This window comes from Sandaracinaceae bacterium (assembly GCA_016706685.1).
GTDB lineage: Bacteria > Myxococcota_A > Polyangia > Polyangiales > Houyiibacteriaceae > JADJJE01.
In genome coordinates, this window is the sequence record JADJJE010000011.1 from 38,447 (window position 1) to 51,009 (window position 12,563).

General features: G+C 73.7%; 7 protein-coding genes. 5 read left to right on the forward strand and 2 right to left on the reverse strand.

What is annotated here, in order from left to right; all coding sequences use genetic code 11:
* Positions 1-23 precede the first annotated feature (23 nt).
* Positions 24-2,951, reverse strand: a complete 2,928-nt coding sequence (locus IPI43_13660) for a hypothetical protein (protein MBK7775152.1) — start codon at positions 2,949-2,951, stop codon at positions 24-26.
* A gap of 143 nt (positions 2,952-3,094) precedes the next feature.
* Between IPI43_13660 and IPI43_13665 the strand changes: the two genes are divergently transcribed.
* The 5 genes from IPI43_13665 to IPI43_13685 all read left to right on the forward strand — a co-directional run bounded on the left by IPI43_13665 (position 3,095) and on the right by IPI43_13685 (position 11,791).
* Positions 3,095-6,073 carry a DUF4175 family protein gene (locus IPI43_13665; GenBank protein MBK7775153.1) on the forward strand — a complete coding sequence of 993 codons (2,979 nt, stop codon included), beginning with the start codon at positions 3,095-3,097 and terminating at the stop codon, positions 6,071-6,073.
* A complete protein-coding gene (locus tag IPI43_13670) occupies positions 6,070-7,653 on the forward strand; it encodes a tetratricopeptide repeat protein (GenBank protein ID MBK7775154.1) in 1,584 nt (527 codons plus the stop codon). Before IPI43_13665 ends, IPI43_13670 begins: the two co-directional genes overlap by 4 nt.
* Positions 7,654-7,744: 91 nt before the next feature.
* Complete coding sequence (locus tag IPI43_13675; protein ID MBK7775155.1) at positions 7,745-8,788, forward strand: MoxR family ATPase; 1,044 nt, start codon at positions 7,745-7,747, stop codon at positions 8,786-8,788.
* Positions 8,785-9,777, forward strand: coding sequence for a DUF58 domain-containing protein (locus IPI43_13680; GenBank protein ID MBK7775156.1), 993 nt, complete (start codon positions 8,785-8,787; stop codon positions 9,775-9,777). Before IPI43_13675 ends, IPI43_13680 begins: the two co-directional genes overlap by 4 nt.
* 1 nt (position 9,778) lies before the next feature.
* Positions 9,779-11,791, forward strand: coding sequence for a BatA and WFA domain-containing protein (locus IPI43_13685; GenBank protein MBK7775157.1), 2,013 nt, complete (start codon positions 9,779-9,781; stop codon positions 11,789-11,791).
* A 15-nt stretch (positions 11,792-11,806) separates the two neighbouring features.
* On the opposite strand, the gene IPI43_13690 is transcribed toward IPI43_13685, so the two are convergent.
* Positions 11,807-12,517 (reverse strand): transglycosylase SLT domain-containing protein, encoded by a 711-nt coding sequence (locus IPI43_13690; GenBank protein MBK7775158.1) that lies wholly within the window; start codon positions 12,515-12,517, stop codon positions 11,807-11,809.
* Positions 12,518-12,563: the final 46 nt, after the last annotated feature.

Sequence of the window (12,563 nt, forward strand, 5' to 3'; positions counted from 1 at the left end):
GCCTATCACCTCCCGGGGTGCGGTTAGAAGCGCGCCAGCTGAGTGAGCAGCTCACCGAGGCGCTGCGCCGTGGCGGGGTCGCCGCTGGCCGTGGCCGACGAGAGCAGGCCCTCGAGGGTGAGGCTGGCGTCCTGCACCACCGCTCGCAGGCTCGAAACGTCGCGCGCAGCCGACTTGGCGCGGGCCTCGGCGGCCTCCAGCTCGGCGTCACGAGCCCGCAGCCGTGTGCTCAGCTCGGTGAGATCGGGAGCGGCCTCGGTGCTGCGCTCCAGCTGCTCGGCCCGGCGCTGTGCCGCCATTCGGCTGCTGCGCTCGTTGTGCAGCTCCTCGCTCAGCCGCGCGGCGCGCTCCTCCAGCTCCAGCATGGCGCGCTTGGTGGACTCCTCGTCCGACGCCACCGGGGAGGCGCCCGCCAGGCGCCGGTCCAGCGCGCGGATGCGGTCATCGCGCTCCTCGAGCTGGGCGGTGAGCGAGCGCATCAGCGTCTCCTGCCCGGAGAGCTCGCTCTCGAGGGTCTGCAGGCGCTCGAGGTAGGCGGCCACGGCCTCTTGGGCCTCGCTGCCACTCGGCGTGGGGAGGCGCCCGTCCAGTCCGTCGTCGTCGCTCGGGGCCTCGATGCCCACGGCGGTGGTGGTGCGCGGCTGGCTACCGGCGAAGCTCGCGCCGGCCAAGATGGCGTGCGTCTCGCGCAACGCCAAGCGCGCTTCGTCACGAGCCTGGATGGCCTGCGCCACGCGGCCCAGGAGCACGTCGCGCTCGGCCTTGAGCGCCTCGCTCGCGTCCGACGCCGCCGCCAGCTTCTTGGCCTCGCCGCGCGCTGCCAGCAGCTCTTGGAGGGCCGCCTCGGCTGCCGCCTTGGCCTCGTCGCGCGCGCGCTCCAGCGCCTGGATGCGACTGGGCTCGACCACGCTCTTGGACAGCGTCTCCACCTCGCGCTGCAGCGCGTCGCGCTCGTCCACGGCCGCCGAGGCCGCCAGCAGCGCCTCGCGCATGCGCTCGTTCTCGTCGCGCAGGCGGTGGGCGTCGGACTCGCTGGTGCGCGCCACGCCCTCGTTGTCGCTCAGCTCGAGCTGCAGGCGCGTGATGAGGCCGTCTTTGAGACCCAGCTGCGTGCGCATGCCGTCGATGGCGTCGTTCGCGGCGCGCAGGCGAGCGGTGAGCTCTGCCTCGAGCTCGGCGTTGCCCGTCACGGGAACGGGCACTGGCACGCTGACCACGGGCGCAGGGGCCGAGGCGGCCAGGGGCGCCGCGCTGCGCAGGGTGGCCAGGGCTCGCTCGCGCTCGTCCAGGCGGAAGCGGAGCCCCGTGACCTCACCCGTGAGCGCGCGCAGACGGCCCTCGAAGGGCGCGCCTTCGGCCAGGTCGCGCGCTGCGCCGAGCTGCAGCGAAAGCGCCGAGACGCGCTGCGACAGGTGCGCCTCGCTGCGCTCCAGCTTCGAGATGTGCTCGCGCACCTCGTCCGGCAGAGCCACCGGCTCCCGCTCGGCGCTGCGGGCGCGGATGAGCTCGAACTCGAAGCGCTCGCGCAGCTGGCCAATCTCGGCCTGCAGACGGCGCTCACGCTCGTGGGCATCGGCTGTGTCCGCTTCGGCCAGCGCTAGGAGCGCGCGGGCGCTCTCGTGGAGCTCGCTCACCTCGGCGACGCGGGCGCGCAGGCCACGCACACGCCCCAGCAGCTCGGCCTCCACCAGCTCGAGCGCGGCGGCTCGCTCGTTGGCGGCGCTGTCTAGCGCGATGCGCAGCGCGTCGTTCTCGAAGCGCGCGGCGTCCAGCTCGGCTGCCAGCTTGGCATGCTGGAGCGGCGTGGGCAGGTCCGAGGGGCGCTCCACCACCGCGAGCGGGGCCGGCACGGTGAACGGCGCGGCGACCGGCAGCGCGCCCGAAGGCCCGTCCGTCCGTTCGCGGGCCAGCTCACGCCGCAGGCGCGCCGCTTCTTCCACGGCGTCGCGCACCAGCGTGCCGCGGCGCTCCACTTCCTGCTCGAGCGCAGCGGCCCGGCGGCCCACCTCGCGCAGGCGCTCCTCGATGGCGTCGTAGGCGTCGCCGCCGTCCGCACCCGGCGCGGGCTCTGGCGTGGCCGTGATGCGCGCCAGCTGCTCGCGCAGGGCGTCCAGCTGGTCCTCGGCGCGTGCCAGAGAGGCGTCGCGGGCGGCGAGCGCACGCTCCACCTCTTCGGCGTAGTCTTCGGAGGCCTCGAGCTGCTCGCGTAGCTCGGCGAGATCTTCGACGTCCTCGGCATCGGGGCCGCCCAGGTCGTCTTCGTCTTCGTCGTCCTCGCGGTCGTCATCGCGAGCGTCGAGGCGATCTTCTTCGCCCGCAAAAGCGCTGACGCCCGCGCCGAGACCAGCGGTCTGCACCACCAAGTAGCCCGGCAGGCGATCGCGCTCGGAACCCACCACGGCGATGAAGCGCGCGAGGGGCGGCGTGTCGGTGAGCAAACCAGCGTCCACGGCGGCGCCCTGCACCTCGCCCGCGCCCAGCTCGGCCACGGTGTCGCCCACGAAGCCGGACTGACCGAACCAGCGGCCCGCCCCGAACACGTCGCGCACGCAGTCCTGCACGAACTCCGGCTCGAGCCCGCTGTGCGTGTCGGTCACCAGCACCAAGAGGCCGTCTCCCACCAGCCGCTCGAGCCGCTCGAGAGCCTGGCGCAGGTTCCGGAAGACCCCCAGCTCGGTCACCACCGCCACGTCGTACGGATCGCTCGGCGGCCCATCTGCAAAGGGGCGAATGAGCAGCTCGCCGCGCGTGTCGTCGCCCTCGTCCGAGTCGTCGAAGATGGCGTCTTCGCGCGTGTCCAGCACGACCACGCGCTCGGCGCGCTCCGCGAGGGCTGCCGGGCCGCGGCTGCGCGCGTCACCCACCCAGAGGACGCGCTGGCCATCGGCCGCGTCGTCTACCAGCGCCGCAAGGAAGAGGTCGCGGTCGGGAGAAGCATTCGTTCGGGTCATGGGAGGTCGATTCGGTCCAGCAGATAGCTCAAGAGGAGCGCGACTATACGTGTGCGTGTGATCCCCGGTCAACGCGGACTCCCCGATGCCGCGAAAGCGAGGAGTGTCGGGATCCTGGCGCGGCTCCGCGCTATGGTGCCGCGGTGACGACCGCCCCCGGCGACCTCGAGGCCTATCTGCGACGCGTGCGCTTTCGCGCGGGGTCGCTCGTGGTGCTGCGGGCCGTGGGGGTGGGCCTGGCCGCCGGGGCGCTGGCGCTGGCGCTGGCCGCGCTGGGCCTCGGTCCCCTGCCCCAGCCGCTGGTCGCCATCCTGGCCGTGGTGGCCAGCGTGCTCATGGGCGCCGCGCTGGCGGTGCGAGAGCTGCGGCGCACCCGGGCGCTCCGCGGGGCGGGGGCCACCCAGCTCTTCGCGCACCTCTCGCCGCAGCTGGCGTCACGCGCCAAGAGCGTGCTCGAGCTGACCGCGGCGCCCCCCGGAGCCAGCCTGGACCTGGTGCGGGCGCATCGCGCCGGGGTGGAGCGCGACCTGCGGGCGCTGCCCCTGGGCGCAGTCACCCCGCTGGGCACCTGGCTGCCAGTGCGGCTCCTGGCGGGGGTCCTGCTGGTCATGCTGGCGTCCGGGCTCACCCTGCAGACCTCGCGCGGCCGGGCGGGCGCCTATGCGCTCATCCACGCGTTCGACCAGCACGAGCCGGGGGCGCGGCGGGCGGATCTGGTCGCCGAGACACAGGCCACCCTGCGCTTTCCGGCGTATCGCGCGCGCCCCGCCGAGACACACCCGGGCGCCGACGCCCTGCAGCTGCCGCATGGCACCACGGTCACCTATCGGGTGCGATTCCACAGCGAGCCCAGCCGCGCCGCGCTGCGCCTGCCCAGCGGTGAGGCGCGCCTCACGCCTGCGGTGGACCCGCCCAGCGACGGCCTCTGGTACACGGCCGAGTTCGTGGCCAGCACCTCGGGGGCTGTGGAGATCGCCATCCAGCCCTCGGAGGGCGACGAGTGGGCCGCCGACCGACGCGCTCGCACCCTGCGCGTGCTGCCCGACGCCGAGCCCGTGGCCAGCCTGGCCGGCCCCGAGGGTGGCGCAGACCTCCCGCTGGATCTGCCCACGCGCATCGGCTACGCGGCCACGGATGACGTGGGTGTGGTGGAGGTGGCCCTCATCATCGCCCGCCCGGACGGCACCGAAGAGCGGCGTGTGCTCTCGCGCAACCCCGCCAACCAGGCGCTCCCGCTGGTGCAGGGCAGCGCGGAGATCCTGCCCATCGACCTGGGCGCCCAGCCCGGCGACCGCTTGACGCTCACGCTCGAAGCGCAGGACGGCGACGTGCTGACCGGCCCCCACCTCACGCGCTCGGCCCCGCTGGCGCTGCGCGTGGCCTCGGCTGGGACACGCCGAGAAGAGCTGCTGGCGGGGCTCGAGGCGCTCTTCACGGCGGCCCTCGATACCCTGGCAGAGCGGCTGGAGGTGCCCTTGCTGCGCCCCGACCGGAGCGATGCCACTGACCTCGCGCGCCACGACCACCTGGCCCAGCTGGAGCGTGGCTTGCTCAGCGCGCTCCGCACCTACGTGATGGCCCAACCCGACACGGGCAGCGTCTATGCGGGCCACGCCGCGCGGCTCGAGCGAGGCATGCAGCAAGAGGAGCGCGCCTACCGTGGCCGGGCCGCCGGCGCGCAGCGCGAGCGCCTGGACGCCCAACAGACGGAGCTGCTCGAGACCCTGGTGCTCGCCCTCGACGAGCTGCGCGCGCAGGCCCACCTGGCCGACGCCGCGGAGCTGGCCCGTGAGCTGGTGGCCCTGCGCCGCGAGATCGCGTCGCTGCTGGCCGAGCTGCGGCGGGCCGACACCGCCGAGGCGCGCCAGGCCATCGCCGCCGCCATCGGCCGCGCTCGGGACCGGCTGGCGCAGCTGGCCCAGCGCATCGCGGAGCTGGATCCGAGCGCGGTGCCGTCCGACTTCGCCAACCGCGACGCCGCCACGCAGCAAGAGGCGGCCGATGCGCTGGGCGACCTCGAGCGCGCGCTCGGGGCGGGCGACCTCGACGCCGCGGACCGGCACATGCACGAGCTGGAGCGGCAGATCGACCAGCTGGTGGCGTCACTGGGCCAGGCCGAAGAAGACTACGCGGAGGAACACTTCGGGGCGCGCGACCGGGCCATGGCCGAAGCGCTCGATGCCCTCGAGGGGCTCGAGACCGAGCAGCGCTTGCTGGCCGAGCGCACCGACCGGACTCGCCGAGCGGCGGCGGCGCGGGCCCTCGAGGCGCTGCGGGCGAGCGGCGATCCGGACACTCGGCGCGTGGTGGGCGAGCTGCGGGCGGCGCAGCAGGCGCTGCGCGGCGTGCCGGAGGGAGGCATCGGCATGCGCGACCGGGACACGCTCTCACGGGCGCGCCAGCGGCTGGTGGACGCCGAGGATGCCCTCGCCAACGGCGACCTGGGGGAGGCCCGCCGCATGGTGGCCGAAGCGCGAGCGGACTCGCTGGGCCTGTCGCGTGACCTCGAGCTGTCGGCGCTCATGTTCGGTGGCGCGGGGGGACGCACCGCCGACGCCGCAGCACAGGTGTCGGCCGCCGCGAGACGCATCGCCGCGCTGGAGGGTCAGCTGGACCGCACCATCCCCGACCTGCGGGACCACCTGGCCGCCGACGAGAGCGCCCAGCTGCGTGACGACACCACGCGCCAGCAGACCGCTGAGAGCGCCACCGAGCGGCTGGCGGGCCAGTTCCGTGAAGGTCCAGGCGGCGAGGCCCTGAGCGACGACGCGGCCGCCACGCTCGACACCGTGGGCCAACAGATGCAGGAGGCGCGGCGCTCGCTGCGGCGGCTGGACGCGCTGGGGGCCGGTGCCCGCCAGGCCGAAGCGGCCGAGGCGCTGCGCGAGCTGCGCGAAGAGCTGGAAGAGCAGAGCCGCGGTGGAGGTGGGGGCGGAGGCGGCGGGGCGGGCGGCGGCGGCGGCGGGGGCAACTCCTCCAGCCAGCGCGTGGCCATCCCCACGGCAGAGGACCACGAGGGCCCGCAGGCGTTCCGCCGGCGCGTGCTGGATGCCATGGACCGCCGCGCCCCGGGCGGCTACGAAGACGCCGCCCGCCGCTACTACGAGAGGCTGCTGCGATGAGCGCGCGACGGGACATGCCCAGACATCGCGCGCCGGTGCTGCTGGCCTGGGTGGCGCTGATGTCGCTCTGCCCGGCGCTCACCACGCACGCACAGCCTGGTCGCGCTCGCGGTGCGTCCGCGGTCGAGGCGGGCGAGCGGGCCATCGCCGACCTGCGCGTGGAGGAGGCCGCCGAGCTCGCGCGCACGGCGCTGCGTGAGCGTCCCGATGACTCACGCGCCATCGCGCTCATGGGCGTGGTGGCGTTTCACCAGGGCGACTATGGGTCTGCCGTGAGCCACCTCGAGCGCGCGGGCAACGTGGGCGAGCTGGGTGAGCTGCTGACCACCGTGCGTTCCACCCGAGACCTCCTGGCCCCGTTCGTGAGCGCTCGCTCCTTGGACGACAGGTATCAGGTTTGGCACTCCCCTGGCCCCGATGCCCTGTTGGTCCCCTATGCGCTCGACGCGCTGCAGGCGGCCGACCGCTACATCAGCGGGGTCCTCGGCCACCGTGTTCCAGGCCCGATTCGGCTCGAGATCTACCCCGATGCGCGCAGCCTGGCACAGGTGTCTTCGCTCACGGTGCAAGACATCGAGCGCTCCGGGACCATCGCGCTGTGCAAGTGGGACCGGCTGATGGTGACCTCGCCGCGCGCGCTCCTGCACGGCTACGCGTGGACGGACACCATCTCGCACGAGCTGGTCCACTTGATCCTGGCCCGCGCCAGCCGAGACCGGGCCCCCGTCTGGGTGCAGGAAGGCATCGCCAAGTACTTGGAGGGCGGCTACCGGCGCGGCGCGGGCACCTTCGCGCTCGATGCCGTGAGCCAAGGCATCCTCCACGAGGCCTCCACGGGAGACGCGCTGCTGCCGTTCGAGCGGCTGCACCCGTCCATCGCGCTGTTGCCCTCGCAGCGCGACGCGGCGCTCGCGTTCGCGCAGGTCTCTACATTCGTCCAGGGGTTTCATTCACGCTACGGGAGCCCGGGACTGGTGGACGTCATCCGGCGCATGGCCGCCGACGAAGATGCACGCGAGGCCTTCTCCGCTGCGGCAGGCGCACCCTTCGCTGAGCTCGAGAGCCGCTGGCGGGCCGACGTGCGCGCCCTGCCGAGCCCCACGCGCCCTCGCCTGCTGCCTCGCCGGTTGGTCGCGGCCATGGGCGCCCAAGACGACACCGCCGATGTGGCCGAGCTGGGCGCCGAGGCCCGGCGGCGCCTGCGGTTGGGCGACCTCCTCTACGGTCGTCGCCGCTTCGGTGCCGCAGCCCACGAGTACGCGGCCGCGCTGGTCATCGCCCCGGAGGACCCGGTGGTGGCGGCCCGCTTCGCCCGGTCGGCGCTGGAGAGCGGCCAGGCCGAGCGTGCCGTGGAAGCGCTGCGGCCCGTGGTGGCCACGCACCCCGAATACGCCCCATCCGCAGCGCTCCTGGCCCGTGCCCTCGAAGCCTCTGGCCAGAGCGCCGAGGCCAGCCGAGTCGCGCAGCAGGCCATCCGGCTGAACCCGTTCGACCCGGCCCCCCACTGCGTGCTGAGCACCGCCGGCCCGGAGCGGGAGCGCCCCGCCGAGGCGCAGCGCTGCGCGTCCCTCGGGCGCTGACCCCGCAGCGAGCGGGTTTCCGCCCGGCAGTTTCTCGTTAGATTCAGGTGAAGTCGCCCGTGCTTCGCGGTATGACGACGCAACCGTCCTCATGCCGCAGTCCTCCGCCCTCTCTCAGCCCGAAGCGCCTCCCCTCACCCTCGCCGAGCGCAGCGAGTCCGATGCCGAGCGCATCCTGGCTCTCGGGCGCGCGCGAGCCCGCATCGTGCGTGAGGTCAAGAAGCGCATCGTGGGCCAGGACGAGGCCATCGAGCTCTTGCTCGTCACCCTCTTCGCGAGCGGACACGGGTTGTTCGTGGGCGTCCCCGGCCTGGCCAAGACCCTGCTCATCACCACCCTCGGCGAGGCGCTCTCGCTCGACACCAGCCGCATCCAGTTCACCCCGGACCTCATGCCCTCGGACATCACGGGCACCGACGTGCTCGAAGAGGGCGAGCACGGGAAGCGCACGTTCCGCTTCGTGCGGGGGCCAGTGTTCACGCACATCCTGCTGGCCGACGAGATCAACCGCACCCCCCCCAAGACGCAGGCCGCGTTGCTGCAGGCCATGGCCGAGGGGCGCGTCACCGCGGGCTCGTCCACCTATGCGCTGCCCGCTCCGTTTGCGGTCTTCGCCACGCAGAACCCCATCGAGCAAGAGGGCACCTACCCGCTGCCCGAGGCCCAGCTCGACCGCTTCCTGCTGCAGATCGACGTCCCCTACCCCAGCGAAGAAGACGAGGTCGAGATCGTGCGGCGCACCACCGCGCCTGCGCTCGAGACCCCCGAGCCGGTGCTGGCGCTCGAGGAGATCCTCTCGCTGCAGGCCCTGATTCCTCGCGTGCCCGCCGCCGACCACGTGGTGCGTCACGCGGTGGCCTTGGTGCGCGCCAGCCGCCCGGACTCCCCCAGCGCTCCCGACACCGTGCGGGAGTACGTGTCGTTCGGGGCCGGTCCACGCGCCAGCCAAGCGCTGGTGCTGGGCGCCAAGGCCCGCGCGGCGCTCGACGGCCGCTTTGTAGCCGAGACCACGGACGTGCGCGCCATCGCCAAGGCCGTGCTGCGCCACCGCCTGGTCACCAGCTTCCGCGCGGAGGCGGAGGGCGTCAAACCCGACACCCTGGTCGCGGAGCTGCTCGAGAGCATTCGTCCGTGACCACCGGTGAGGCGATGGCCGAGCGGCGGCCCTTGTCTCCCGAGGTCGCGGCGCGTGCCGCGCTGCTTCAGATCCGTGCGCGAGCGGCGGCGGACGCCCTGCTGGCAGGTCACCACCGCAGCGTGCGTCACGGGGCCAGCGCCGTCTTCGTGGAGCACCGCGAGTATCGCCCCGGAGACGATCCTCGGCGCCTGGACTGGCGTGCCTTCGCGCGCACCGACCGGCCCACCATCCGGCACTTCGAGCACGAGGCCCAGCTGCGCGCCACGCTGGTGTTCGACCGCTCGGGGTCCATGTATTTTGGAGACCCCGCGCAGGACTACCCTCAGGCCGACGGCAGCGCGAGTCCCAGCAAGGCGGCCCATGCGGCCACGCTGCTGGCCGCCATGGCCTATCTCCTCATGCGCCAGGGCGACGCCTTTGGCCTGACCTACGTGGACCAAGCAGCGCAGCGCACGCACCCGCCGCGCGCTCGTCCCGACCACCTCGAAGACATGCTCACCTCGCTGGCGCGCAACGAGCTGGCCCCCGAGCCGGGCGCGGCGGTGCGCGGGACGGACCTGGCCACGGCCTTGGCGCAAGTGGCCGAGGGCACGCACAAGCACGGCGTGGTGGTGCTGGCGAGCGACTTGCTCGATCCCGCGAGCTTGCAGGCCACCGGCCGCGCTCGGCTCCCGTGGAGCGAGCCGCTGGCCCTCATGTCGCGGCGCGGCCAGACCGTGTTGGTGTTGCACGTGCTCACACGCACCGAGCTGGCGCTGGGCGGCGACGAACCCGCACGCTACGAAGGCCTCGAGGGCGAGCCCGCCACCACGGCAGACCCGGCCGATGTCGGGCAGCGCTACCGCGAGCGCGTGGCTCGCTTCTGCGCCGACGCGGAACGATCCGTCGTGGAGGCTGGCGGCCGCTACGTGTTGGCGCGCACGGACGAAGCGCCAACGCTCGCGCTGTCACGCCTCCTCCGCCCAGCCACCCGGGGAGGCCGCTGACGTGGGCTTCGAGGTACCCATCGCGCTGCTGGGCCTGGTCCTGGCCGGGACGCCCATCGCCATCCACCTCATCCGGCAGCGCGACCTCCGCACGCTCGAGCTGCCCACCGTGTCGCTCCTGCGCGCGGCCCAGGCCGAGAGCCGGCGGCGCGTGCGGTTGGCAGACATCCTGTTGCTGGTGCTGCGTGTGCTCGCGCTCGCGCTGCTGCTCGCGTGCCTCGCGCAGCCCTACTCGCTGGCCAGCCTGAGCGCGAGCGCCGAAGACGCCGTGGCGCTCGCCATCGTGCTGGACGACTCCGCCAGCATGGGGGCCGTGCGCGGGCGCGGCACCGTGTTCGACGAGGCACGCACCAGGGCACTCGCGACGCTGGACGAGCTGCCGGCAGGCTCCGAGGTCACGGTGGTGCTGGCCGGCGCCCCGAGCGCGCTCCTGGTGCCGCGCACGGCGAACCTCGACTTTGCGCGGGCCATGCTGAGCGAGGCCGGCCCAGGCGGCACTCGAACGGACCTTGCTGGCGCGCTCCAGCGGGCGCGCCGAGAGCTGGCGCGGGCGGACTCGCTCGACCTGCGGCTGCTGTTGCTCTCGGACTTTCGCGCAGCAGACATCCCGGAGGGGGGACTCCCGCCCCTGCGCGGCGTGCTGCGCGATGACGTGCGCATCGACCCAGACCCTGTGGCCAACGTGGCGCTCCGCGACGTGTTGGTCACGCCCGCGCCCGGAGACCCGGAGCAGCTCATCGTGCAGCTCACGGTGGTGCGCACCCCCACGGACGCGCCCGATCCCACGGATGTGGCGCCGGCCCTCGAGCTGCGAGCGCGCGTCCAGCGGAGCGACGACACGCTCATCATCGAGACCTCGTTCGCGCTCGAGGGCGCTTCGGCGACGGCGCGCCTGACCGTGCCGCGTGGTGCCTCCGGCGACGAACCGGTGAGGATCTCGGTCCATCACGAGACTGACGCGCTGGCCGCCGACAACGTGCGCGTGGTGGACCTGCAGGGTCGAGCCCGCTCCCGCGTCGGTCTGGTGAACGGGGCGCCGCACCCCTCGCCCCACCTGGACGAGCTCACGTTCTTGCGCGCGGCGCTGGACTCGGCGAGCGACGCTGCGACAGGGCTGGACACCGTCCAGCTGGACACCGCCGCCCTCGAAGGCGACGCGCTCGACGACTTGGATGTGGTGGTGCTGGCCAACGTGAGCACGCTCAGCGCCCGGCAAGGGGCGCGGCTCGAGGCCTTCGTGGAGCGCGGCGGTGGCGTGCTCATCACGGGCGGCGACCAGCTCCAGCCCGCGTCGTACACGGCCGCGCTGCCCCACTGTCTCCCGGCGAGGATCGAGCCCCCCACGGACGCACCCGCCGGCGCGCTGACAGGCGAGAGCCCGTTCCTGAGCGTGCCCCTGCCCGGGGTCCAGCGGCGGTTGCTGCTGGCCGCGCTCGAGCACCGCGCCGTCGCGCTGCTGCGCTACCCCGACGGTAGCCCGGCGCTCGCGGGGCGCACGCTGGGCACGGGTCGCTGCGCGTTGCTCACCACCAGCGTGGACCTCGGCTGGGGTGATCTCGCGCTCTCGACCGAGTTCGTGGCTTTGGTAGAGCAGACCCTGAACTGGCTGCTCGGTGCGCGTCGTCCCACCGAGGCGCCCCGAGCGGGAGAGCCCGTCTCGCTGGCGCTGCCCAGCGGCGATCCCGAGGTGGTGGTGACCACACCCACGGGCGTGAGCGTAACGGTTCCCACCCATGGGACGCTCACCGCCACCCGGGCGGCGGGGCGCTACGTGGTGCACGTGGACGGCGAGGCATCCGAGCGGCTGTCCTTCATCGTGGAAGCCGAGGCGGCGGAGTCGGACCTGCGCGGTGCGCCTCCGCTCGACGCCGGTGCAGATGGCCAGGCGGGGGCAGCCCAGCGGGCGCGTCGGCGCTCGTGGGTGCCCACACTGCTGCTGCTGGCCGCGCTCGCGTTGTTGGCCGAGGGCGTGGTGCGCATGCGCCTCCCCCGGCGCGAGGTGGTCGCCGCGTAGCCCAGCATGGGCCGCTCAGCGTGACGAGCCGCGCACGTCGTGGCCCGCCGGCTCACTCCGCTTCGCCAGCTCCAGCAGGCGCGAGCGCTCCGTCAGCACGCGGCGGCTGTAGCTCGTCGACTCACACGTCCCTCCGTTGTACATGCCGAGCCCATCCTCCACGCCGCCACAGCGGCGAATGGCGTTCGCCAGCAGCGCGATGCCCACGCGGAGCACCTCCCCCTGACACGTGTCGGGCGCGCTGCGGCAGCGCCGTCGGTAGGGCTCGCTCTGCACGAACTCCACGTCTCGGCCGGCCCCCTGCGGGTGCAGCTGCACGATGCCCCGCTCCCCCACTCCCCCCTCCGCGAACGGGTTGAGCCCGCTCTCACGCAGCACGACGGCCGCCACCAAGAACGGGTCCACGCCCTGCTCTTGCGAGATGTCCGCGATCAAGCGGGCGTAGAGCGCGATGCGTGCCCGGCAGCCCCCCGGCGCAATGCGGCAGTGGCCCGCATAGGTGCGGCTCCCGTCTGGCGCCTGCCAGATGGTCAGCCGCTCGTCGAAGGCGCGCGCGACCGAGAGCGCCGTGGCCTCCATGGCCTCTTCGCTGGGCGGTCGGGGTTGCGCGCCAGCTCCCGTGGTGGCTGCCCACACGATCACGGCCGCCAGCCCCGCAAAGAGCGGCGGCGTGACAGGGCGAACGCGCGAACGCGGCCGTGAGCTGGGAACAACGAGTCGAGTCATGGCTGAGCCGGTTGGGACTAGGGGTAGATGGCCCATGGCGCCACCC

Bases quoted from the DNA above. Each gene is read 5' to 3' on its own strand.
- IPI43_13660 (MBK7775152.1), bottom strand. From the start codon at position 2,951: ATGACCCGAACGAATGCTTCTCCCGACCGCGACCTCTTCCTTGCGGCG.
- IPI43_13670 (MBK7775154.1), top strand. From the start codon at position 6,070: ATGAGCGCGCGACGGGACATGCCCAGACATCGCGCGCCGGTGCTGCTG.
- IPI43_13675 (MBK7775155.1), top strand. From the start codon at position 7,745: ATGCCGCAGTCCTCCGCCCTCTCTCAGCCCGAAGCGCCTCCCCTCACC.
- IPI43_13690 (MBK7775158.1), bottom strand. From the start codon at position 12,517: ATGACTCGACTCGTTGTTCCCAGCTCACGGCCGCGTTCGCGCGTTCGC.